Source organism: Fibrella aestuarina BUZ 2 (genome assembly GCF_000331105.1).
Classification (GTDB): Bacteria; Bacteroidota; Bacteroidia; order Cytophagales; family Spirosomataceae; genus Fibrella; species Fibrella aestuarina.
In genome coordinates this window covers 4,991,555-5,013,912 of sequence record NC_020054.1, presented here as the reverse complement: position 1 = coordinate 5,013,912, position 22,358 = coordinate 4,991,555, and the positions used below count along the sequence as shown (strand labels likewise).

34 protein-coding genes and 8 tRNA genes are annotated in these 22,358 nt (G+C 54.4%); 39 read left to right on the top strand and 3 right to left on the bottom strand.

Annotation, left to right across the window (positions count from 1 at the left end):
- Positions 1–31: 31 nt before the first annotated feature.
- The 26 genes from FAES_RS20840 to FAES_RS20710 all read left to right on the top strand — a co-directional run bounded on the left by FAES_RS20840 (position 32) and on the right by FAES_RS20710 (position 16,202).
- Positions 32–508: a hypothetical protein gene (locus tag FAES_RS20840; RefSeq protein ID WP_015333160.1), complete on the top strand. Its 477-nt coding sequence runs from the start codon at positions 32–34 to the stop codon at positions 506–508.
- A 2-nt stretch (positions 509–510) separates the two neighbouring features.
- Positions 511–792: a hypothetical protein gene (locus FAES_RS20835; RefSeq protein WP_015333159.1), complete on the top strand. Its 282-nt coding sequence runs from the start codon at positions 511–513 to the stop codon at positions 790–792.
- Positions 789–1,103: a hypothetical protein gene (locus tag FAES_RS20830; RefSeq protein WP_015333158.1), complete on the top strand. Its 315-nt coding sequence runs from the start codon at positions 789–791 to the stop codon at positions 1,101–1,103. Before FAES_RS20835 ends, FAES_RS20830 begins: the two co-directional genes overlap by 4 nt.
- A gap of 97 nt (positions 1,104–1,200) precedes the next feature.
- Positions 1,201–1,980 (top strand): HEPN domain-containing protein, encoded by a 780-nt coding sequence (locus FAES_RS20825; protein ID WP_015333157.1) that lies wholly within the window; start codon positions 1,201–1,203, stop codon positions 1,978–1,980.
- The gene (locus FAES_RS20820) at positions 1,981–2,178 is read left to right on the top strand and encodes a hypothetical protein (protein ID WP_015333156.1); all 198 of its coding nucleotides are present in this window, start codon (positions 1,981–1,983) and stop codon (positions 2,176–2,178) included.
- A 1-nt stretch (position 2,179) separates the two neighbouring features.
- Positions 2,180–3,232 carry a hypothetical protein gene (locus FAES_RS20815; RefSeq protein ID WP_015333155.1) on the top strand — a complete coding sequence of 351 codons (1,053 nt, stop codon included), beginning with the start codon at positions 2,180–2,182 and terminating at the stop codon, positions 3,230–3,232.
- Positions 3,233–3,274: 42 nt separating this feature from the next.
- The gene (locus FAES_RS20810) at positions 3,275–3,562 is read left to right on the top strand and encodes an HU family DNA-binding protein (protein ID WP_015333154.1); all 288 of its coding nucleotides are present in this window, start codon (positions 3,275–3,277) and stop codon (positions 3,560–3,562) included.
- Positions 3,562–3,963, top strand: coding sequence for a hypothetical protein (locus FAES_RS20805; RefSeq protein ID WP_015333153.1), 402 nt, complete (start codon positions 3,562–3,564; stop codon positions 3,961–3,963). Before FAES_RS20810 ends, FAES_RS20805 begins: the two co-directional genes overlap by 1 nt.
- A gap of 22 nt (positions 3,964–3,985) precedes the next feature.
- The gene (locus FAES_RS20800) at positions 3,986–4,828 is read left to right on the top strand and encodes an N-6 DNA methylase (RefSeq protein ID WP_015333152.1); all 843 of its coding nucleotides are present in this window, start codon (positions 3,986–3,988) and stop codon (positions 4,826–4,828) included.
- A gap of 2 nt (positions 4,829–4,830) precedes the next feature.
- Positions 4,831–5,310 carry a hypothetical protein gene (locus FAES_RS20795; protein WP_015333151.1) on the top strand — a complete coding sequence of 160 codons (480 nt, stop codon included), beginning with the start codon at positions 4,831–4,833 and terminating at the stop codon, positions 5,308–5,310.
- A 100-nt stretch (positions 5,311–5,410) separates the two neighbouring features.
- Positions 5,411–6,052, top strand: a complete 642-nt coding sequence (locus FAES_RS20790; protein WP_015333150.1) for a DUF3560 domain-containing protein — start codon at positions 5,411–5,413, stop codon at positions 6,050–6,052.
- A gap of 481 nt (positions 6,053–6,533) precedes the next feature.
- Entirely contained in the window at positions 6,534–7,655 is a 1,122-nt protein-coding gene (gene dnaN / locus FAES_RS20780; protein WP_015333149.1) for a DNA polymerase III subunit beta, read from the top strand.
- Between the two features lie 12 nt (positions 7,656–7,667).
- Positions 7,668–8,474: a hypothetical protein gene (locus tag FAES_RS20775; RefSeq protein ID WP_015333148.1), complete on the top strand. Its 807-nt coding sequence runs from the start codon at positions 7,668–7,670 to the stop codon at positions 8,472–8,474.
- Positions 8,475–8,482: 8 nt separating this feature from the next.
- The gene (locus FAES_RS20770; RefSeq protein ID WP_015333147.1) at positions 8,483–8,863 is read left to right on the top strand and encodes a hypothetical protein; all 381 of its coding nucleotides are present in this window, start codon (positions 8,483–8,485) and stop codon (positions 8,861–8,863) included.
- A gap of 60 nt (positions 8,864–8,923) precedes the next feature.
- On the top strand, positions 8,924–11,053 hold the full coding sequence (locus FAES_RS29235; protein ID WP_015333146.1) for a DNA cytosine methyltransferase: 2,130 nt from the start codon (positions 8,924–8,926) through the stop codon (positions 11,051–11,053).
- Between the two features lie 17 nt (positions 11,054–11,070).
- Positions 11,071–11,649, top strand: a complete 579-nt coding sequence (locus FAES_RS20755; protein ID WP_015333145.1) for a hypothetical protein — start codon at positions 11,071–11,073, stop codon at positions 11,647–11,649.
- A gap of 21 nt (positions 11,650–11,670) precedes the next feature.
- Positions 11,671–12,216: a hypothetical protein gene (locus FAES_RS20750; RefSeq protein WP_015333144.1), complete on the top strand. Its 546-nt coding sequence runs from the start codon at positions 11,671–11,673 to the stop codon at positions 12,214–12,216.
- A gap of 61 nt (positions 12,217–12,277) precedes the next feature.
- On the top strand, positions 12,278–12,448 hold the full coding sequence (locus FAES_RS30445; protein ID WP_158408800.1) for a hypothetical protein: 171 nt from the start codon (positions 12,278–12,280) through the stop codon (positions 12,446–12,448).
- 11 nt (positions 12,449–12,459) lie between these two features.
- Complete coding sequence (locus FAES_RS20745) at positions 12,460–12,735, top strand: hypothetical protein (RefSeq protein WP_015333142.1); 276 nt, start codon at positions 12,460–12,462, stop codon at positions 12,733–12,735.
- Positions 12,735–13,334: a metallophosphoesterase family protein gene (locus tag FAES_RS20740; RefSeq protein WP_015333141.1), complete on the top strand. Its 600-nt coding sequence runs from the start codon at positions 12,735–12,737 to the stop codon at positions 13,332–13,334. Before FAES_RS20745 ends, FAES_RS20740 begins: the two co-directional genes overlap by 1 nt.
- Before the next feature lie 11 nt (positions 13,335–13,345).
- On the top strand, positions 13,346–14,026 hold the full coding sequence (locus FAES_RS20735) for a hypothetical protein (RefSeq protein ID WP_015333140.1): 681 nt from the start codon (positions 13,346–13,348) through the stop codon (positions 14,024–14,026).
- Positions 14,027–14,037: 11 nt separating this feature from the next.
- The gene (locus FAES_RS20730) at positions 14,038–14,235 is read left to right on the top strand and encodes a hypothetical protein (RefSeq protein WP_041258245.1); all 198 of its coding nucleotides are present in this window, start codon (positions 14,038–14,040) and stop codon (positions 14,233–14,235) included.
- Positions 14,232–14,672, top strand: coding sequence for a hypothetical protein (locus FAES_RS20725; protein WP_015333139.1), 441 nt, complete (start codon positions 14,232–14,234; stop codon positions 14,670–14,672). Before FAES_RS20730 ends, FAES_RS20725 begins: the two co-directional genes overlap by 4 nt.
- 2 nt (positions 14,673–14,674) lie before the next feature.
- Positions 14,675–15,310 carry a hypothetical protein gene (locus FAES_RS20720; protein WP_015333138.1) on the top strand — a complete coding sequence of 212 codons (636 nt, stop codon included), beginning with the start codon at positions 14,675–14,677 and terminating at the stop codon, positions 15,308–15,310.
- Between the two features lie 67 nt (positions 15,311–15,377).
- Positions 15,378–15,896, top strand: a complete 519-nt coding sequence (locus FAES_RS20715) for a Rad52/Rad22 family DNA repair protein (protein WP_015333137.1) — start codon at positions 15,378–15,380, stop codon at positions 15,894–15,896.
- Positions 15,897–15,908: 12 nt separating this feature from the next.
- Positions 15,909–16,202, top strand: a complete 294-nt coding sequence (locus tag FAES_RS20710; RefSeq protein ID WP_015333136.1) for a hypothetical protein — start codon at positions 15,909–15,911, stop codon at positions 16,200–16,202.
- Positions 16,203–16,205: 3 nt separating this feature from the next.
- Here FAES_RS20710 and FAES_RS20705 read toward each other — a convergent pair whose 3' ends face one another.
- Positions 16,206–16,655, bottom strand: coding sequence for a hypothetical protein (locus FAES_RS20705; RefSeq protein WP_041258243.1), 450 nt, complete (start codon positions 16,653–16,655; stop codon positions 16,206–16,208).
- A 97-nt stretch (positions 16,656–16,752) separates the two neighbouring features.
- On the opposite strand from FAES_RS20705, the gene FAES_RS20700 reads away from it, so the two are divergent.
- The 4 genes from FAES_RS20700 to FAES_RS29230 all read left to right on the top strand — a co-directional run bounded on the left by FAES_RS20700 (position 16,753) and on the right by FAES_RS29230 (position 19,056).
- Entirely contained in the window at positions 16,753–17,340 is a 588-nt protein-coding gene (locus tag FAES_RS20700) for a hypothetical protein (RefSeq protein WP_015333135.1), read from the top strand.
- A gap of 99 nt (positions 17,341–17,439) precedes the next feature.
- Entirely contained in the window at positions 17,440–17,697 is a 258-nt protein-coding gene (locus FAES_RS20695) for a hypothetical protein (protein WP_015333134.1), read from the top strand.
- Between the two features lie 27 nt (positions 17,698–17,724).
- Complete coding sequence (locus tag FAES_RS20690; protein ID WP_041258241.1) at positions 17,725–18,159, top strand: hypothetical protein; 435 nt, start codon at positions 17,725–17,727, stop codon at positions 18,157–18,159.
- 12 nt (positions 18,160–18,171) lie between these two features.
- Entirely contained in the window at positions 18,172–19,056 is an 885-nt protein-coding gene (locus tag FAES_RS29230; RefSeq protein WP_051054233.1) for a DUF2806 domain-containing protein, read from the top strand.
- Positions 19,057–19,102: 46 nt separating this feature from the next.
- Here the strand turns inward: FAES_RS29230 and FAES_RS20680 are convergent, their stop codons facing one another.
- On the bottom strand, positions 19,103–20,389 hold the full coding sequence (locus FAES_RS20680; protein WP_015333133.1) for a Y-family DNA polymerase: 1,287 nt from the start codon (positions 20,387–20,389) through the stop codon (positions 19,103–19,105).
- Positions 20,390–20,391: 2 nt separating this feature from the next.
- A complete protein-coding gene (locus FAES_RS20675; RefSeq protein WP_051054230.1) occupies positions 20,392–20,838 on the bottom strand; it encodes a LexA family protein in 447 nt (148 codons plus the stop codon).
- Between the two features lie 120 nt (positions 20,839–20,958).
- Here FAES_RS20675 and FAES_RS20670 point away from each other — a divergent pair, with 120 nt between their 5' ends.
- The 9 genes from FAES_RS20670 (at position 20,959) to FAES_RS20635 (ending at position 22,356) form a co-directional block, all read left to right on the top strand.
- On the top strand, positions 20,959–21,288 hold the full coding sequence (locus tag FAES_RS20670) for a hypothetical protein (protein WP_041258240.1): 330 nt from the start codon (positions 20,959–20,961) through the stop codon (positions 21,286–21,288).
- 187 nt (positions 21,289–21,475) lie between these two features.
- A tRNA-Trp gene (locus tag FAES_RS20665) sits at positions 21,476–21,546 on the top strand.
- A 13-nt stretch (positions 21,547–21,559) separates the two neighbouring features.
- A tRNA-Tyr gene (locus tag FAES_RS30195) sits at positions 21,560–21,645 on the top strand.
- A 7-nt stretch (positions 21,646–21,652) separates the two neighbouring features.
- Positions 21,653–21,729 (top strand) — tRNA-Cys (locus FAES_RS20660).
- Positions 21,730–21,733: 4 nt separating this feature from the next.
- A tRNA-Phe gene (locus FAES_RS20655) sits at positions 21,734–21,806 on the top strand.
- Positions 21,807–22,029: 223 nt separating this feature from the next.
- Positions 22,030–22,105, top strand: a tRNA-Asn gene (locus tag FAES_RS20650).
- Between the two features lie 7 nt (positions 22,106–22,112).
- Positions 22,113–22,186 (top strand) — tRNA-Lys (locus FAES_RS20645).
- Positions 22,187–22,198: 12 nt separating this feature from the next.
- Positions 22,199–22,277 (top strand) — tRNA-Asp (locus tag FAES_RS20640).
- Positions 22,278–22,279: 2 nt separating this feature from the next.
- A tRNA-Ile gene (locus tag FAES_RS20635) sits at positions 22,280–22,356 on the top strand.
- Positions 22,357–22,358: the final 2 nt, after the last annotated feature.

The window sequence follows — 22,358 nt, the reverse complement described above, 5'->3', positions numbered from 1 at the left end:
GCAGCGGGCTTCCTCCCAACCAACCTTTCCGATGCTTACCGCCTCAAACCTTTCATCGCTCTTTACGGCCGGCACCATCGAAGCCGACCGGGATCTGACCGTACTGACCACGCTGGTCGACCTGATCGAAGCCGAACGCCTGCGCTGCCTGCCCCATATGCGGCCCGGCCTGACCCATTCCTTCATGGCGCAAACCGCCGACGATCTATATCAGGCCGTTTCGCTCCAGTACGCCGCCACGGCTGCCGCCGCCAACGAAGCGCCAATGACGATCACCATTGCGCAACTCGTTGCCTCACTGGGCCGCCTGCGTGGCCGCAAGCTGGTCAACTTCGACGACCTCGATCTGGACGCAATCTGGCTCAACATCAGCCTGCCGAAGCAAATCGACGAAGCCCTGCATCCGCAAACTACGCCGGAGCCTTGTCCCTACTGCGGGTCAACGATCGGGCTGGTCAGCGAGGGGCATACGGGTTGGGCCTACTGCGGAAACTGTGGCGGTGTATAGCTATGGCGACCCAACCACCACCCGAGGGCGAGGTCTACCTCATCCACCTCAATACGCCCATGAGCCACGCCCAGCATTACATCGGGTGGGCCAAAGAGGTCGAGAAGCGGCTCTTTCACCACCGCAACGGTACCGGCAGCCGAATGCTGGCCGTCGCCGCCCAGCGAGGCATCGACTTCGACGTGGTCCGACGCTGGATCGGCGACCGTCACTTTGAACGCAAACTCAAAAACCGGCACAAAGCCCGCATGCTGTGCCCCATCTGCAATCCGCCCAAGTCATGAAATCGACCCAAATCTTCACCGGCCACAACCTCATCCTGACCGAAATCAAAGCCGTCGGACCCATCATGTCGTCGTACAAAGAGGCCGGCCGCCCGTTCGTACAGCGGCGGACGCTGTACGTGGACATCTACCTCGGCGGCAACGTCTCGTTTCGTCACGAGCACATCGCGCAAACGTTTATGGGCGAGCCGACTTCCTCGGAACAAGAGGCCTGGCAGACGCACCTCAATCAGCTGACCGCGCAACGGGCCGATCTGATTCAGCAATGGGAAGAGGCGCTTTTCCCCACGGCCTCCCGGCAAACCAGTTGACCGGGGCCTTCATCGAATTTCTTGTTTGCAATCCCTACCCATCTCGCCCGCTGGCCTCGCGTCAGCGGGCCCCAATGAACAAACGCGGTATCCATCCATGGAAACATTAATCGACCCGCTGCGGCGGACCGCCCCATCCATCATCGAGCATATCGATACGCTGTGCGCCTATCTGATGACCGACGCCCGACCCCCGCAAGGTGCGCTGATGCACCCCCACACCGCGATTGACCTTGATCTGGTGCTCAAATACCTGGTACAGGGCTGGACGGCCGAGTACTGCCTACGGTCTACGCCCCTGGTAGAAGACGGCGAGGTCCTTAATCACTACGTACCCATTACCTACCCGCACGCGTTTTACAGTCCGTTCTGCACCGTACAGGCGCTACTGGCGGCCGAGGGGCAGGTGACCAGCACGCAGGCCGAATGCGGCCGGGCGGTCGCCAAGCTGGTCCGGGAAGGGCTCTACCCCGAAACACTTTCGTTCTGGGCGACGGGCCGGGCCGACGATCTGACCCTACGGGCCGATCTGATCATGACCCTGACCTTGGTGGAGACCCGGCAGCATCAGCTCCGGCACGGCGAGATTGACGATTCATACACGACCTGGTACGACATCCTTGGCCGTCTGCAATTATCGACCCGCAACCGCGAACTGCCCATGCTGGCCGATCTGGACGGCAAAACATTGCTCCAGTTTCAGCAGCAACTCGCCACCGTCGTGCGCCGCATCAATGCCGTACACGAAGCGACTCTTCGGCTCATGCTGGGAACACCTACCTGGCGGCTGCTGCTGACGCGCATTCCCGACTTCCTGCAGGACGCCTATCAGGAATGGATTCAACCAGCCCAACCACGAATCAACCGCCAATTCTAAATGAGCGAACCACTTAAACCTGACGCCCCTGCCTTTCCGATCGCGGATGAAACGCCCGGATTGACCAAACGGGAGCTGATCGCCAAAGACATCCTGGCCGGGCTTGTCGTCCAAGCCGGTTTGGGGCGCAACCATCCCGAACTCGTTCGGGAAGCGATTTCCCTGACTGACGAACTGATCAAGCAATTGAACGAATAAGATGACTACACAATTAAGCCGTGGCGATCGCGTTCGGGTCGCCATCGATGCCGAAGGCAAGCACCTGCGCTCGTATAACGCAACCGTTAAGAGTACCGCCGAGACGGGGAAAGTGTACCTGGTAGCGGATAGCGGGCGCCATAAGACAGTGGGGCGGCATCAATGTACGCTGATTCCGGAGGTCGCCCCGCCAACGCTGCCCGACGGTATCCGCCAGTTCGCCGAGTACCTGGGCCAGCACGATGCCCTAACCCGCCTCTATCAGCTCAAAGCGTTCCGCGCCTTCGATCCGCCTATGTTGACCGAGGCGCAGATCAAGTCGCTGGCCAAACTGTTGCTCAACGGTTGGAGTGCCGAGTATGCGCTGCGCGTCACCGCCTCGCTCGAACAGGAGCCGGTGACCGACCAAGCCATGCACTGGTCATTTCCGCAGGCCTATTACAGCGTATTGTTTACGGCCCGGGCCTTTCTGAGCCTACTCGGCCACCAGGTGCAGGACGAATCCCTCGTCAGCAAACAGCTGGGTAACTACGTGTGGCGGGGTTACTACCCGGCGGGGTTGGATCACTACGTCGTCGGTATGCCAGAAAGCTACGAAGTATTGCGGCGGCGGTCAGGCGATCAGGTAACCTGCGCCTTCCTGCTCGAATCCCGCGACCACCAGCTGCGCGCCCTGCGGAAAACGGTGCAGCACAATCCCGACACCGCACTTCGTTCCCAAAGCGGCCACCCGATCGCCCGCTTCGGGCCCGAACAATACAAGGTGCTGGCCAAGCGCGTGGGCTACACGACCTGGTTCAACCTGCTGGCCCGGCTACGCATTGCCGATACGAATCGGGAATTAACCGCCCTTGACGCCGAGGTAGACCGCCGGGCGATGCATCAGCAGCTGGTCGATATCGTCTCGACGATCAATCTGGTCCACGAAGCCTACGTGGTCGAGGCCCTTGGCTGGGCTACTTACCGCCAACACATCTATGAGGCGCAACCCGCCTACCTCCAGAACTCATTTCTGCGCGAACGCCTGGCGCTGCTCGCTGCCGATCGGACCTAATCAGTACCTAATCAATCAACCAAATCAAATTTCAATACAATCATGACCAAAGCAGAAGCCGCCGCTGAAGTAGCCGCCAAAATGGGCCTCGACATCACCGAAAAACAGGCCGCACAGATGATCGATACGTTCGGGCAAGTCGTCAAACAAGCCGTTGCCGACGGGCAGAGCGTGTATGTAAGAGGGTTCGGTACGTTCCACCCCAAACCGGTGGCCGAGAAGGTCGCCCGGAACATCTCGAAGGGCACGTCGATAGTGCTGCCAGCCCATACGAAACCCGCGTTCAAACCGGCCAAAGAGTTTGTCAAAACGGTTCGGGACGCGGAGTAATGGATGAACTGGTCCGGTACTATTTCAAGCCGCCGACCAAGTACCCGGCCCGCATCTACATCCTGTATGGATTCTGGCCACAACGAAACCTGCGCCCGATGGGCATCATGACGCAACCGTGTCTGTATAGCCGCCGGGCGCAGGGCTTCGAGATCGATGAGATCACCAACGCCACGCGCATGCTGGCCAGGCAGTTCGAGGCGAAGGATGTCAACCACATGATCTGGCTGCATGTTGAGGATGGCTTCAGCAATGAACAGATCCAGACCATTCTCGACGAAGTGATCCCGCTTCACCAGCACGCGTTCCGCCAGCACCTGCCCATTGCCGAGATACGCCGGCAGTTCGACAGCGGAGCCCGGTCCGTCACCTTACCCGGTATGCAGTTCAAGCTATTCTGAGCCAATAAAGTCAATCACAGCGATGCCTAAATCAACCGACGTACCGCCCGAATTGCGGTCGCTCAATAAGGTATTTTCTCAACTCGACTACAAATGGGACTATGCCGACTCGTTTCGTGACTTCGTGGATTTTCTGACCGAATCGTTTATGCCTGTCCGTCAGGGTGAGTATGAGCGTCTACAAAAAAAGCACGGTTCACTCAACTGGTTCGTCGACATGACCCGCGAATGGGTACTGGTGCAGGATAAAATGATCGCCGTCGATGGCACCGGTGGCTGGTACGACGCCCTGGGTACGTTCTACGAAACGCTGGCCAGCCGGGGCAAAAAGAGCAGCCTGGGACAATTCTTTACGCCGCCCGAGGTCTGCGAGGTCATGGTTCGCATCAACGGCTTTACCACGGACATGACCGGGAAGGGCCTTAGTATTCAGGACCCGGCGTCAGGTTCCGGACGGATGCTGCTGGCCGCGCACGTGACCGCACCCGGCAACTATCAGTACGCCGCCGATCTGGATCCTATCTGCACTAAGATGGCCGCGGCTAATATGTGCCTGCACGGGTGCGTCGGTCAGGCCGTGTGCATGGACTCGCTCAACCCAGATGACTGGCGATTCGGGTACGCCATCAACCGAAGCCTGGCGTGGACCGGGGTGCCGACGATCGAGCCGATCCAGAAAGAGCAATGCCGCGCCTGGAACCTGGCCCAGCAGCAGAAAGCCGACGAAGCGGCCCGGCAAGCGGCCCCGACTACCGCCCCCGTACCGGCCCCTGCCGTACCCAAAACGGCCCGGATCGATACGCCGGTACGCCCTCAGCCGGAACCGACGAACGCCGGAAAATTTGGACAACTCAAGCTATTCTAACCATGAAACGTCGCCTCGACCTCGCCCAGCTTCGTTTGTTTGAGTCGCCTGCCGACGGCCCCGGCCTGGACCACGTACTGCACCAGCAAGCCGAGATACAGCGGCTGGTTGGTACCAACGACGAATGGCTCGCTAAAACGTTGTCCGACGTGCTGGCGCTGTGGGACGATCTGGTCACTCAGTTCTACCTACCCTACGAGGCAGAGCTGAAGCCGGAGGCCAAGACGGGTAAGGAAGAGCGTAGGCTGATTCGGGAGCGCCAAGCCATGTACCTCCACCTGATCGAAGCCCCTTTTATCGAGCGGATGCAATTCATCGAGGAACAGGTGATGAGCAGGGCGCGGTCGCTGGGCGTCGCCGAGGACGAGCTGCTGGTCGCCAACGAACTGCTGAGCGAATTCTTTCGCCATCCGCTCCCCGCCGAACTGAGCCTGCCGCTGAGCACCTGCGTGGAACGTCTGGCCGAAGAACTCGCCGATTAAGGCGCTGAATCAACTATCCTGTGGTCTATCAATATTCTGTTAATCAGTAGTTTACCTCATAAAATGGCGGTAAATTATAGTACGAAAACAGCTAGTTAACATGAACACGTACAGCAAATTCTGCCCCAATGTCTTCCTCGCCCAATGTCCTGAACCCCATCAAAAAGGGGACATCATTCCGGTCACTACCCGGTACGGTAGCGAAAATGACTCCATCGTTTTCAACCTCATTTACGAGAAGGGCGGGTTTTTCTACTACTCGATTGTCCGAGCCGACGGCTTCAACGTGCAGGAGTGGGCCGCCCGGAAAGCGGAACGGTACGCCGATTGGGCGGGGCGGGCCGAGGCCAGGAGCGACGACGCGTACAAACGGTCGCATTCGTTGGTCGAGGGCATTCCGCTGGGGCAACCCATTCTGGTCGGTCACCACAGCGAGAAGCGTCATCGTCGCACTTTGGAAGATAGTTGGAACGCGATGGGGCGGTCGGTCGAACTGAGCAAAAAAGCCTCCAGCCACGAAGACAAGGCGGCGTACTGGGCGAGCCGGGCGGCGACGATCAATCTGTCGATGCCCGATTCGATCGATTTCTACGAACACGAACTGGAAAAAGCCCAGGCGATACACGAGGGCTTGAAAAACGGCACCATCGAGCGGCAGCATTCCTACTCGTTGACCTACGCCAAGAAAGCCGTGAATGAGCTGACCGATAAACTGAAAACGGCCAAACGCCTTTGGGCGTGATAAACCTTAGACATTAACTATGGCATCAACAATGAAACTACAGGGTGGGCAACTAGTAGAGTGGCGGGAGATTAGGACGTGGCTTAATTCCATGACTAACGAAGAGTTAGAACGGCTAGCGCCCCTCAACTCGGACCAGATTACCTATAGGATGAGAGAGTCTAACGGGTTCAATCGTATGGCACCTGAGCCTGAAGCGCAGCCAGCATTAGATCGCCCCACAGAGCAAGACTTACGTAACGAAATGTATCTGTTCAATATATCATCTCACTTCCCTGGATGGCGCGGACGTAAGGAAGCCTGGGACAGAGAAAACCAATAAACCGACGCATTACGGTGCCCACACTACTTAGGTAGTGGCGCTGTTCAGAGACAGCGCTATGGTGTGGATAGAAGCGCTACTACCGGGTCCAGCTTGAGGCCCGGTAGTGTGGGCACCCGACCAATTAATCAATTCATTTTTAACGCTCAATTATCGCATATGAAGTTCGTCGTTTCCTCGGCGGTTCTGCTAAAGAATCTGCTCAACATCAACGGGGTCATCAACGCCAACCCCATCGTTCCGATCCTGGAAAACTTCCTGTTTCAGATCGACAACGGCACGCTCACGGTTACGGCCTCGGATTTGCAGACGACCATGACCACGCAGGTGCCCATCGACTCGGCCGACAGCGGCGCGATCGCCATTCCGGCTAAGCTGCTGCTCGATACGCTGCGGAGCCTGCCCGAGCAGCCGATCACGATCAAGGTCAATACCGATACGTTTGGCTCCGAAATCCAGACCGATAACGGGCGGTACAAGTTGTCGGGTGAGAATCCGATCGATTACCCCAAGATTCCGGACGTCAACAAAAAGCAGTCGGTCGAACTCTCGTCGGATGCCTTGATGAGCGCAATTAACCACACCGCATTCGCCACCAGCTCCGACGACCTGCGGCCAGCCATGACGGGGGTTTATCTGCAACTCAACAGCGATAACGCCACGTTTGTGGCCACCGACGGCCACCGGCTCATTCGGTACCGCCGCACCGACATTCAGACTGCTGAAAGTACCACGATCATCCTGCCACGCAAAGCCGTTTCGATGCTGAAAAACGCCTTGCCCGAAGGCGTACCCGTAACCGTCGAGATGAGCCAGGCCAACGCCTCGTTTACCTTCAGCTCGATCAAGCTCATCTGCCGACTGATCGACGAGCGGTTCCCGGATTACGAGAACGCCATTCCGACCAACAACTCCAACGTGCTGACGATCGGCCGCGCTGATCTGCTGAATTCGTTAAAGCGGATCATGATCTACGCCAACCGGACGACGCATCAGATTCGGTTGTCGATGAAGGCCAACAGCCTCGTGATCTCGGCAGAAGACCTGGACTATTCAAACGAGGCCAATGAAAAACTACTGTGCGAATACGATGGTGCCGAAATGGACATTGGCTTCAACGCCAAACTGCTGTCGGAAATGCTGAGCAATCTGAGCAGCAAAATGATTTCGCTGGAGATGTCAGCCCCGAACCGCGCCGGCCTGATCATTCCCGCCGATAAAGACGAACACGAGGACATTCTGATGCTGGCCATGCCCGTCATGCTCAACACGTACGCTTAACTGATCAGTATTATGAACACACCATCTATGACGGTTGGCCTCGAAGAAATCACGCCCGAGGTCGCCCGTACTATGCTGGCCGATAACCAGAACAACCGGACCCTGACGAATCGGCACGTCGATTTCTTGGCTGAGCAAATGCGGGCCGGCAAATGGCAGGTCACCGGTGAACCCATCAAGATTGCCACGACCGGGCGGCTGCTCGATGGCCAGCATCGATTAATGGCCGTTGTCAAGTCCGATACGACCCAGTCGTTCTGGGTTGCGCGCAATTGCGATCCCGAAATCTTTTCTGTGCTCGACACGGGCCGGGTGCGCCGGGCCGCCGATGTGCTGAGCATCGAAGGATACAAAAACGTATCCGCGCTATCAGGACTGATTCGATTAGTCATCCTGCATCAGCAGGGGCGGCTCTCGTCGTGGGGCGTCAAAACCCGCACCTTAACGAATCAGGACATCGTCGACTTTCAACGCCAGGAAGACATGACGCCATACATCAATGTTGGCGTAACCCTGTACGCCAAGAGTCGCCTGCTCACTACGACCGAATACGCTTTCCTGTATTACCTGCTGGGTAAACTGGATAATGAACAGGCGCTCGCCTTCGTCAAGCGCATTGCCAGCGGGGCGGGGCTTGTCGACAACTCGCCCGAACTTCTGTTACGGCAGCGTCTGGAAGCGGGGCAGATGGGGCGGCTAAACCTGAGTAACATCGAACGACTTACGCTCTGCATCAAAGCCTGGAACGCCCGTCGTGGTGGAGAAGCACTGACTGTCCTGCGCGTATCAGCCAGCGAAGGGTTTCCAACTCCCAAATAAGCCTGCCCATGCAACAATATTTCATCAAAAAAGGGACCGGTAACGCGGCCCGTAATAACCTGGAACGGGTGATCGTCGATCAGCTGGAGCGGTTCGATCAAGTGCTGACCGATGATCCGAAGGTGGTTAGTGAGCTGATGCGTGACGCCGTTGAGAAGTGCAACCGCCGATACCCGCGCTGTAAGCCCGCCACGTTCGTGTATGACACAGTACGGACTAACAGCTCCGATTATCAGGCGTATGTCCGGGGCCTGGGTGGTAGTCGGATCTGGGAAGCGAAAGTGTACCATGTCACGAATACGCTACTGGCTCCCAAAGAGCCACCGGCGCACATACCGGTACCGCCGAGCGGGCGCACGACGCCCGGTGAACAACTGAGTTTTCTATAGTCCCGACCTCCGGCGCAGTATTCGTGTGGCTGCGCCGGATACCTCAATAGCAATCATACCATGTGCATAAGTAAGGCGATACCAATTGATCCGCTTCGGATTAAGCTAATTGTCATCGATAGCTTCTGTGGCGCCGGTGGCTGGACCGAAGGCATTGAGCAGGCGGTTGATGCCCTGGGCTACCGGATTGCGATCGTCGGCGTCGGCGTCAATCACGATCATGATGCGATCAAAGCGCATAAAGACAACCACCCGGAAACGGTGCATTTCGTCGAGGATGTTCGTGATAAGTCGTTGCCGCGCCGCATCCGGGCCATCGTGCAGGAGTTGAAGCTACGCTACCCCAACGCCAAAGTGTTGTTCCACGCCAGTCTGGAGTGCACCAATTTCTCAAATGCGAAGGGGGGAAAGCCGCGCGATCCCGATAGCCGGTCGCTGGCCAACTTCATGCCGATGTACCTGCGTGCGATCAAACCCGATTACTTCACGATTGAGAACGTGCGTGAGTTCATGGCCTGGGGGCCGATGATCGCCAAGGTCAATCGAAAACACACCTTTGAAGGCCATAAAGCGCCCGTCTGCGAGATGGTCTGGCACAAGAAGGAAAAAATCTGGGACTACCACTGGCAGCCGGAGAGCCGCACCAAGGGCCAATTCTATCAGCAGTGGCTCCGCCAGATCAAGGAACTGGGCTATCACTTCGACTCGAAGATGCTCAACGCGGCCGACTTCGGAGGCTACACGTCGCGCAACCGCTTCTTCGCCATTTTCAATCGTCCCAATGTGCCGGTCGCCTGGCCACAGCCCACCCACGCGAAACGCAGCACCAAAACGGGCAAAGGTGCTGGGCAAACGACGCTGTTCGGTAACCTGCAACCCTGGCGAGCGGTTCGGGACGTACTCGACTTCGACGACGAGGGGCACAGCATTTTCGGACGCAAATACAACATGGCGCTGCGGAAACAGGACCGTCACGATCTGGTCGAAAAAAGTCTGGAGCGCATCTACGCGGGCCTTGTCAAACACGTTGCCGGCGGCGAGGAGGCGTTCCTGAGCAAGTACTACAGTGGCGATCCCGATTCCAAGAACATCGACCTGTGGGGACCAGCCGGGGCGCTGACGACGGCCGACAGCCACGCGCTGGTCAAGGCCTCGTTTCTGGTGCAACGCCAAAACGACGTCGAGGGTCGCAACCCGGCCGGACGTACCTCATCCATCGATGACCCGGCGCGGACCATTACCACGACTGGGGGCAATCTGGAAGTGGTGCAGGCCTTTATCTCGAAATACTACGGAGGTAAACCGGAATCGCGCAACATGAGTCTGGACGAGCCCTGCTCGACACTGACGACCGAAAACCGCTGCGCGCTGGTGCGGGTCAACTTCCTGTCCAATTACTACAGTGGCGGGGGGCAGACGACGGGGGTGGACGGGCCTGCCGGGACGCTGACGACGAAAGATCGGCTGTCACTGGTGCAGGTGCACCACTTCATGGATCAGCAGTACGGGGCAAGCCAGCCCGCGTCGATCGACGGCCCGGCGGCTACCGTGACCCAGAACCCGAAGCTGAACCTGGTGCGGGCCGAGCAGTACATGGTCAACTACTACAGCGGGGGCGGGCAGGACGAGTCGCTGAACGAACCCACGACGGCACTCACCACGATTCCCAAGCAACGGCTTGTTACCCCGATCGGGGCCGAGGGGTTTATCTACAACCCCGGCTGGTTCGGCCACAGCACTGACCTGACCGAACCAGCACCCGTAATCGTCGCCCGTCAGGATAAGTCGCCGCTGTCGATGATCCGCTGCGAGCGGATGCTGATGACCAACCTGCACGCCAACGTACCCCGAAGCGTCGACGAGCCCGCGCCGGCACTGCTGACGGGTACGCATCACTACCTGGTGCAGATCCAGCCCGATTCGGGCGAGGGCGGCGAGCTGGCCATCGTGATCTATCCGAGCGATAGCCCCATGACCCAGAAGATCAAAATCCTGATGGCGGCGCTGGGCATTGTCGATATCAAAATGCGGATGCTTAAAGTGCCCGAACTCAAGCGGATACAAGGATTTCCGAGCAGCTACAAACTAGGCCGCTCCACGACCAAAGCCAAGAAGTTCATCGGCAATTCCGTTCACCCGCTCATCCCGAAAGCAATGGCCGAAAGTCTGGCCGCGGCGATGCCTGTCTAAGCACGACATGTACCTATATGATGACTCTGGCACAGAACCCCGCGCTTGGAGCCGAACTCTTGGCCCGCTACAAACTAGTCGCTCCCGAGCTGGCCCGGTGTATGGAACTAGGTATGCAGCAGTATGCGGATCGCTACGATCTAGGCTTTGCTGAGCAGAAAGTACTGGAGGCGGAGCGGCTGTTTCGGGCGAATACTACGGAGCGTATCGTAGTGACCGACGATACGGCAATCCGAACGCGCGAGGGGTATTTTCACTGGATGGCCGAAACTGTCAGTATCCATCGCAACTGGCCGCAGTACCTGCTAACGTCTGACGAAATGGATGCCTGGATTCGTCAGTATCAGCACGGAATCAATGAATGTAACAGCTTAGGTTACTATTTCCGTGAAGCTATCAAAACCCACTTTGCCGGCCCCAAGTGGCTGGCTGAGAAGTACAACGTGCACAGCCGGTTTTATTGTCTTGTTGACGTCGCGGTGTTGTGCAAGATCCGTTGGTACCAGAAAACCCAAAGTCGTTTCCACAAACCCGATCGGCTCAATTTATACAATCAGGAATTTATTGATCGCGTCATCAACTGGCAACCCTCATAACGCGCTTAGCGCACTATACCCATGAACGAAACGACACGCACTGGCCCCTACATCCAGACCTACACCGGGAAACGCTATTACCCCATCGACCCCCGGCCCGATGACATCGACATTGAGGACATTGCCCATGCCCTGAGCAATATCTGCCGCTTTACGGGTCATACCCGCCAGTTCTATTCAGTGGCTCAGCACAGCGTTCTGGTTAGTCGTCAAGTAGACCCAGAACATAAACTGGCGGCGCTGCTGCACGACGCCTCCGAAGCCTATCTGACCGACCTGTCCCGGCCCGTTAAGCGAATCCCAGCCCTGATGTATTACGAGCACTTGGAAACGCTGGCCATGACGGCGATCGCGCAAAAGCTGGGGTTTACCTACCCGGTACACCCATCGATCAAAGTTGCCGATGAACGGATGCTCTTCACCGAAAAACGCGATTTGCTGACGCCGATGGACTGGGGCTATGAAGTAGAGCCGTATCCAGATATAGTTGATCCCTGGTCTCCTGATGAAGCTGAGGGTGCCTTCCTGGGTTATTTCCTTCACTTATGTAAATACAGTTGCTCTTAAGAGCAATCGATCTGTCGAGCTAAAACGCTTATGGGGCCAGCGCCCGCGAAGCAAAGAAGGTATGAAACCGGCTAACCGCACAGGCCTGACTACGGCCGCCCAACTGATCAGCGATGGTATCGAGTATTACACGCGTAATCCGGCAGCCCGACGCCGGGATGGGGTAAGTCTGTCTGACCTGAGTGAGGCAGCAAAAGTGCGTCGCAAACTGCTGAAGCAACGGGCTAAATAAACCGAACACCAATGTCAAAGCTCCGTACTCCGAAACCCACTACGCTCGACGCGCTGCTGCAACAACTCGCCATCACTAACAAGCCTACCTATTTCGTCATTGGCTGTGCATCCGGGAAGGCTGAGGTATTAGTCACGATGGCTGTGCAGGGGGAGCAAATCCAGAACTGGGAGGAGCTGGCCCACCGGCGCCGCGAGCAGGCGTCCAGCTGCTTTCCGAAATACGATCAAGTCCATCTCTATCTGCGCTTGCCTAACGGTCGGATCTGCGATATCACCAACGAATAATGAAACTACTGTTTATCGGCGACGTGCATGGCCAGGTGAATCAATACTGGAAACTGCTCCAGACTCACAAGCCCGATCGCTCTATTCAAGTCGGCGACTTCGGGTTTACCAAACACCATACCTGGCACAGTAACTACCTCAATCCTGACCAGCACAAAGTACTGTTCGGCAACCACGACGATACGGCTTATTTGGCGGCCGCACACAGCCTGGGCGACTGGGGCTTCGACATACAGGAAGATCAATGCCTGTTTTGGGTGCGGGGCGCTGAGAGCATCGACCGGTCGGTTCGGGTCGAGGACCGCGACTGGTGGCGTGACGAAGAGCTGACGATTCCCCAGTTCTACCAGGCTATGAACGACTACGAACGGGTCAGGCCGCAGATCATGGTGAGCCACGACTGCCCGCTGTCCGTTTACCGCGACGCCCTCGATATACAAGGAAAGAGCCGCACCAGCCAAGGCCTGCAAGCTATGCTCGAACAGCATCAGCCCCAACTCTGGATTTTCGGCCATCACCACCGCCGAATCGATATGACCATAGGGGCCACGCGTTTCGTCTGCCTGGAAGAACTAGGCACCTTACAGCTTACTCTCTAATCAACATCCCCATGAACATCCCCTCGCCATCCCCCGCCCGTGTGCTCCCCGCCTGGGCCGTGAATTACCCCGCTGAACTGGAGCAACTCCTAATGCCCGACGGGAAGCTGGTCGCGGTACCAGCCGCCGAGCTGAGCCGCTTCAAGCAGGAATACCTGTCGTATTTCTGTCTCAAAAACGCCCTGTATCAACTCCCAACCACCGAACTGATTCAGTTCCTGCGCGACGAAATCGGCGATCGCATCGCTATTGAAGTTGCTTCCGGTAACGGCGCCACCGGTCGGGCACTCGGCCTTCCCCTGACCGATTCCTACCTGCAGGACGGTACTAACAAGACTGTTGTTGCCCAGTACGCCGCTATGGGGCAACCTCTGGTCAGGTACGGTACCGACGTACAGAAGCTCGAAGCCCTGGAGGCCGTCGCTTACTACGAGCCGCAGGTGGTCGTCGCCTGCTGGGCCACGCACCTGGACCAGTCCATATCGGGCTACGGCAACTATTGGGGCGTCGACGAAGGGCTGCTGATGAAGTCAGTCGAAACGTACATCCACGTCGGCAACCAACTTACCCACGCCTGCAAACCGGTCTTGAGTACGCACCAGCACCGGATCGTGGCGGCCGACTGGCTCTACAGCCGGTCACTGGCCAAAGAGGACAACTGCATCTATATCATTCAAAACAAACGCTTATAACTAAGCTCCTCATGGACGAACTCACAAAACACATCGCTGAAACTGAGGGCTACACGGCCGCCCTGGTGCACCTTAATACCAAGGCGTCGACAGTTGCCGAATACGATGCCTTAGCGGATCACCTAACGCAACACGGCCAGCTAGGTCCCAATGGCATTTCGTATTACGCCGACCTTATTCAGTTCCACAAACAAAATCATGCGAAATGAACACGCTCCAACCGACCGAGGAACATATCCGTAAAGCCGCTACAATCGTCGCTGACCTTTGGGCCGCTCAGTTGCAAAAGCCGCTCAACAAAGACAACGGTGATGACAACCCAATGCTTTTTTTGCTGACAGCACAGCCAACCATCCAAGCACAGGCTACGATTACGGCCGAGCAGATGGAAACGTTTAAGGCGAGTCTGATTCAGCAGATTATCAACGAGATGATGCCTTCGGACAAACGGCCAAATGGCCGCCTTGCCATGTGTGTTGGTACCGACTATGGACCCGATTGGCATTTGGCCCCTGCCGCTGAAAAGGCAGGAATACCTGATATCTGTTTCCCCTGGAAGTCTCAAACGTACATCAGTCTGGACCGGAACGAGATCAATAGCCAGTTTGGCTATTCGGCCCGGGCGCAGACTGTTGCTATTCAGTAAGCATGGACGAGCTGCTCAAGCAATACGAAACGGACCTCTGGCAGATACAGCGGATGCACAATTGGGACATCAAGGTCGGTGTCGAACTGACGCCAGACTACGGCGATATCTACTACTCGTGTACCCTAACCGTCTGTGGTCGATCCTACTATTCGCAAGGCCGCAACCTGTGGAAACGTTACCGCGAATTCGTTAAGGTACTGACAAGGCTGTATTCGGAAGAAGACCTTTATCGATACGGCGCAAAACCCATGTTTATGTTTCCTCCTGTTCCCCCTCAGCCTGGCGAAACCGAACGCATCACCTCCGACTGGTACGTGCGGCTTACAATCGGTAGTGGCCTTAAGCAGCAGTATCAATACTGGTTTCGCAAAAGTGGCCAGTGGATTGCTTACCCGCTGCGCGATATGGGACGTGGTGACTGGTATATCGACAAAGCCGTCGAGAAGCTGTTGACTCTGCCCCAGCACGAGCAACAACGGCTGACGATGGAAGACGTCGGCCCACTCGCTTCGGCCATCCGGCAGCGGTACCAGCAAGCGCACTGGGCCAGCCAGAATAGCCCGATCGGCGGTGGTAAAACGCTGAAAGGTATTAAGATTTGGATAGACAAAATCTATCAGCAGTACGGCCCATAAACGGCTTATTTGCTTGAAAATGAGGCTATTTATGCGTATATTTAAGTAGTATCCTAGCTTAGTAATCATGGAACAGACAACGAATGCCCTGGAGGTAATGACCCAGCCGATCCAGCCTGAAGAGATCGAATGGCGGGTGCAGATGCAGACCAAGACCGGTAAACTGATCGTGGTCCCTTACTTGACCAACCGGACTGTAATGGAGCGGTTCGACCGGCAGTTTGGCTGGCAGAACTGGCAGAATGAGATTACCGAAATACAGGGTGGGTTCCTTTGCAAGATCACCGTCACGGTGCCAGCAACCGACGCTACACCAGCCGTTCAGCTCGCCAAAATGGACGGGGCCAGCCGCACCGACATTGAGCCGGTGAAAGGCGGTATTTCGGATGCCATGAAACGCTGCGCTGTGCAGTTTGGTTTGGGTCGTTCGCTCTACAACTACCCCAAGATCATGATCGACACGCCCGATAAATTCATTCCTGATTGGGCCAATCAGCAACTCGACGTGTTGGTGAAGAAGATTAACGATGGCAGCTACCGGGGCGGCGACATGGTCGTGCTGAAGGTCTCGTATCAAAAAGCCTAATTCAATACCGCCATGTACTACATTCATACCCAGCAACCTTTAGCCGTGCATTCGTGGGACTGGCGGAGTCAACCCACCTGGTCGGTGATCGTGGATACCATCCGGTATTTTCAGCAACGATACGCCGACCAGGGCGTTGCCATTGAAGAAGTGGAAACCGGTGGCGACGAATACGCAATTGTGCTTGGCCCCGCCTCGCTGACAGAGCAACAGGCCAGTGAAACCTACCAGCAAGCCTGTTGCGAAGGAGCACCCGAATACCTTTGGCTTGATAAAGGCCCGAAAGAGCTATCTGATTTTGCCTAGGTGTTATAGATCGAGCAAGTCCCAGCGTTCCAGAAATATGCCGTCCATATCGGTAAATACCCGCATAGCTGAGTCGTTGTGCGCCTGTCCCTTCCGGCCTAGTGTATCAAGCCAAAGCTGATGTGTTTCCCGCACTGTTCTGGCCACCACTTCACTCGGAACGATGAAATAATCGGGTCGCTGGACTAACTCCTTTAAGTGCACGAAGACGTAGAAGTGATTGTCGGAATACCGCTGCTCAGCCTTGACGTTAAGCGGCCACCTCCGGGCTTTAACCTGCGTCGTCTTTACTTGAATAGATAACAATCTTTCATTGACTAGGCTGGAGGCGTGAATGTCGATGCTATCGTTATTTCGTAGCGTGATCGAGGCCATCCAGCCGCGCCGCGACAACTCCGCGGCCACAAAATATTCACCTGCTATACCGGTCAGTCCAGCCGAGAGTTTATCCATGTCTACCGTTTGTAGGCAAAATCGTCGAAAAGTTGCTTACGTTAACTATATGATTATCACTTTTGAGTTAATATCACGGTCAAATCTAATTGACTAAATGAAACAATCCGAACAACTCGATCTGTTGCTCCGGTTGCTCTACGAGCAGCCTGGGCGGCATGGTAATCCTGTCGACTTATTTGACACTCAAGGAATTTCGATAGATACTGATGAGGCACAAACATTAATTGACAGATTAATAGAAGAAAACCTCATCGTCAGAGAACAACAATTCGGTTCTTATCAGCCAGTGAGGCTAAAAAGTCAGGGTATTGAATTTGTTGAAGGAACATCGTTCGCCCAGAAAGGAACCCCAATCGTCAATCACAACACTAACTACCAAATCAGTCACAGCACAAATGCCAACATTGTGATTGGCTCCACAAATACCACGATCAGTCAGCAGGCGGAAAGTGCAACCAAGCAACTGCTGGAAAATATTAGAAAGGCGGTCAGTAATGATCCCATAGTAACAGATTCACAACGGCAGGATATAGTCGATTGCGTAGACGACGTGCAGGCAGGCATTGAGACCGGCCGGATTCCTAAAACAGCTATCAAACAATTACTTGACTCTGGGTCGAAGATTGCCTCGATCAGTAGCTTTGTTATAAACTTGGGAAGGGCCTTAGGCGTGATTCCGTAAGAGCTGTGATTCAGATGTACTAGTTATTGGCGCCCTGATCAGTCTGCGCTGGCTGTCCTTATAAGCAGAACATAACACTCTTTTAAATCTAAAACCAGTATGCTAAAAACCGTTTTTGTTTCCAATTATACGCACCTGAAACAGACGATGGGCACGGATCAGAATGATACGTACCGGAATACGGGTGAAGTCGTTGACGCCCTGCAAGAATATATCGATGAGGGCGGTGATCGTGAAGACGTGGTGCTAATCCCCTACAAATGCAAACCCCTACTACGAGATGGCGACGTGATCTTTCGTTTCCAGAAGGAAACTGAAGAATGTATCTATTTTGAGTTCGAGACGACGGTCAGTTAAATATTATTGTTGCCCATAAAAGATACGATGAGTAGCCAATCAACTCCCAAAGGCGACGACCCTGTATCGCCAAATAACTTTGGATGTCAACTTTTCAAGTTCAAGAACGTTTCCGATTTGCTGTCTCAGATCGATGACAGGATTGATCTTATGGAAAAAGTGTCAGACGATTTTACGCGAATTGAAGGCATAGATCTTATCAAGACCTGGCGTGATCTCTACGAAGAAATCCGCGTGTTATGGCAACGCGATGCGAACATTCCGTTCGTTACTTTGAATAAGATCCAAGAAATTAAACTACACGTGATAGCGGATATCGTAGCCTTGTTCTTTCTACACAATGGTGACGACTCGGACAAAGACTTCCTTACCAATGTGGGCAAGCTATTTTCTGAAACAAATAGCCATTACGGTCCAATGACATTGGAAGAGCGATTCAAAACACTAAAAGCCATCCTTTAATAATTTCATCATATGGACATCAAGCTAGTGCCGTTCGACAAGTTTATAGAAGTCGTCTCAAATGGAATTGGTACACTCTACAAACCTAGGGCTATTCGTAATGAAGCTGACGCTGAGGCCTATAAGATGGAGGTTCTAGCTAATGCTGAAGCTAGACGTAAACTGATTCTGGCAGGTGCAGATGATGAGATTGCCAAAAGAGCAGCACAACGTCTTGTTCAGCAAGAAGTTAAAAGGCAACAGAATATAGAAGCTGTCGCTGAAAAGGCATATGCTTATTTGCCAGAAGCGGTTAGTGAAGAGCCTGTAAGTCCGGATTGGCGTACTCGATTCTTCAATCATGTACAAGATGTGTCAGAAAAAGATATGCAAGATTTATGGGCTCGTATTCTTGCAACTGAGATAGCTAAGCCAAAATCAGCAAGCATCCGATTATTAGATGTGCTTAGCACTATGTCAAGAGAAGAGGCTATTGTTTTTGAACGTATGTGTGCCTTGGCAACTCAGCATAGGTTTGTTTATCAAATGAACAACAGGGACCTTTCGCGATTTGGTATCAATTACTCAGATATTATGCTACTTGGAGAATTGAAGTTAGTTCATAGTAGTGAAACTACAGTTCAATTTGACCAGAGGTCTGATACTATAGGCCCAAATGGTACTTTCGAGGGCGTTCTTATTCCTTTAGGTAATAAAGCTTGTACTATTACTCGTACAAATGGTTCATCACTGCAAGCAATACAATTTATAAATCACGCTTTTACTAAAGCTGGAGAAGAACTTTGCGCAATTATTAATGTAGAATTGAATCAGGCTTACTTAGACGCCTGGGTTGAAGAAAGAGCGAGTAAAGGATATTTAGTCACCACTTTATTCGACTTATCAGTCTTAGGTTGATGTTTGATAAAACTAAGTTTTATTAAGTGGAAGATTATCAATCTTATTACTTCGCTCCCAAAATGTCCTTCCAATTCGTTGTGTAAAGCGGCGACATCCACTGCCGTTTGTGATGCCATGACGGATCATACCCAGCGGCCGCCAGTCTGACCCGGTCGCGGCCATGGCGCTGATTGAGCTTATCGACCGTAGCCGATAGTTTAGCCATGCGCCCATCAGGTACGTTGCGGAATAAGTCGGTCTGGCAGTGTTCCGCAGGGACCAGGCCCGTCAACATGATACCCACTTTCTGGTATTCGTAGCCAAACCGGAATACCTTTTTCAACGCCGCCAAGGCGTAACCAACCAACTCCATTGTGCTGGCCGTCGGATGAGGGAGATCCACTGACTGCGCCCCATAATACTGCTTAGCCAGTTCACCGTTAGGGTTAGGGGATCGCTTGTGCCGGTTCGTGTGCAGAAAGACCGTGAACGATGAAGCACACGAATCCTGCCTCCGTAGCTTTTCGGCTGCCCGCCCCAGATGTGTCGTTAGTGCCTGGCTGATCGTGTCCAGATCAGGTACGCCCCGTCCGAAACTGGGGGCTGTGCAGATCGCCTTTTTCGCGGGTGCTTCCACCTCCAGTAATTTACAGGGCGTACCCCGCAGTTCGTAAGCCAGGCGGAGCCCATTCACGGTCAACTTCGCGTTGATCCAGTCATCCGGGAGCGCAGCCAGTTGTGCCGCCGTGCGGATGCCGTTTCGTTTCAGCATCCCCGCGTACCGCCAGCCGATGCCCCATAAATCATCAATGGCGAAGTCATCTAGTGTAGCGGTGATTTGCGCCGGGCTATCGAGTAGCAATACGCCATTATGTTCAGCCTGACGTTTAGCGTACCAGTTAGCCACTTTACAAAGTGTTTTCGTGGGCGCTAATCCAACCGAAACGGGTATGCGCGTCCATTGCAATACCGTCGAACGTACCTGCTGAGCGAAGCTGATTAGATCAGGATAAGCCGATTCGTAGCCGGCCAGATCCATGAACGCTTCGTCGATCGAATACACTTCGACATTCTCGACAAACCGACCCAGCGTGGCCATTACGCGCGCCGACATGTCGCCGTACAGCGTGTAATTACTGCTGAAGATTTTAACGTTATGCGCGTCGATCAGCTCCTTCAGCTGGAAGTGAGGCGTCCCTATTTTCACGCCCAGCGCTTTTAATTCATTGGACCGGGCGATGAGACAGCCATCATTGTTTGACAGCACGCCAACGGGTTGATGATCCAGGGCCGGGTTAAACGCCCGCTCGCAACTCGCGTAATAGTTGTTGCAATCCACAAGTGACAGCATGGTTAGGTTGTTTTGTGAATGACGAACGTAACGACGCCAAACAGCTTGAAATCGTCGCCAGGTTGAATATAGATAGGCTCATACTTCTCATTCGCAGGTTCCAATACGATCAGTGGCGGCGCGGTACGAAGCCGTTTGACAGTATGCGCGCCGTTGTACCAAGCGACGACGATCCGGCCGTTCACTGTCTCTAATGAACAATCGACTACCATGATGTCGCCCGGCATGATGTGTTCGTCAATCATACTGTCCCCATCCACCCTCACGAAGTACGTAGCCTCGGCGTTGTGAATGCAGAGGTCGTTCAGATCACACACCCGCTCGATATAATCTGACGCGGGGGAGGGAAAGCCAGCTTTGACCAGCGAGCCGAAGAAAGGAATTCGTAATCGATTTCGGGGGACTAAACGAATGTAGACGAGCGTATGAGCCAACGGGAGTGAATGCATATAGGAATGGAGTTGGTAGCGTTATGTTACAAATATTGACTATTGAAAGTAAAAAAAGTAAATTTATGTTTTAGTTGTAATAGTCGAATTCACGAAAGCAGGATGGAAAGCAACGCGCGAATGCTCAAACCCGAAGTGCGCTTATTGACGATGGTCTACGAAACCGCCGACCGGCAAACGTATCGAGAATTGATGCCGCCTCACTGGGTCGAGATGGATTATGCCTTTGGGGGCCGGTTCGAATACGGAGCTGTTTTCCAGATCGAATGCCGGGAGAAACCTGAGGATTCAGGTACATACGTAGTGGCCAACTTGCCGTTTCTATCGTCGACCAGGAGTCCCTTTGTCGACGGTAATTCGTCACCAATGCAGATGACGTTGTATCTGGCACGGGAAGAGTTGTTTGCCCAAATGAGCGCTATTGCGCCTAGCCCAGACTCGCCCGAATAAAAATTTATCAGCTATTGGGGATGCTGAAAACTCTCTCTACTTTTGCCATATGAAAACGCAAGGCCAATTCTGGTTTAGTTCGTATTGCTCAGTCGAGCAAGCGGACAACCTGTGCCTGTAGGTTTCAAAGACTTTGGTACATGAAAGCCCGCTTGTTCTTACAGGCGGGCTTTTTTTGTGCCCATACGCGTCCTTCGTCCAGTGGTAGGATACCGGTCTCCAAAACCGACGACGGGAGTTCGAATCTCTCAGGGCGTGCAAAAACATACATGGGGGTGCGCCGAAGTGGGAGAGTCGGGGCGGTCTGTAAAACCGTTGCATCATGCTGAGCAGGCTCGTATCCTGTCACCCTCACCATAAAGTTGTCCGGTTGGCGGAGCCTGGTCCAACGCACTCGCCTGCAAAGCGATCCAATCACCTGTTCGAATCAGGTACCGGACTCAACGGAACTGTGGCCGAGTTGGTCAAGGCGCCAGACTGAAAATCTGGATATGCTGGTTCGAATCCAGTCGGTTCCACTAGAAAAAAATCCTGCTATCGCTTGTGATCGCAGGACATTGTACTACTTTTGTCACACAAACCCCGGCATTAGGCCGGATACGTCATGCACTTCATAGTTAATTCAAAGAATAGTTCGGATAAGACCTGCCTCTGGCAGACCGGCTTCGCTTTGGGTTAACATTAAGATAAACCATTAAGAAAAGCCCTCGGTCTGCTACAGGCCGAGGGCTTTTTGTTTACGGGGGTTTAGCTCAGTTGGTAGAGCACCGAACTGTTAATTCGGTCGTCGCCGGTTCGATCCCGGCAACCCACGCCAAGTACACGTGATCGTAACTCAGTTGGTTAGAGTACCATACTTTTAATATGGGAGTCGGGGGTTCGAGCCCCTCCGGTCACACGAAATACAATTGGTCTATTAGGGGAGCCAGGCCGTCCCCGTCGCCCTGTCACGGCGAAGATCACGGGTTCGAATCCCGTATAGACCGCCAATGGATTCTTAGCTCAGCTGGTTAGAGCAGCTCACTCATAATGAGCCGGTCCTGCGTTCGAGCCGCAGAGGATCCACCACA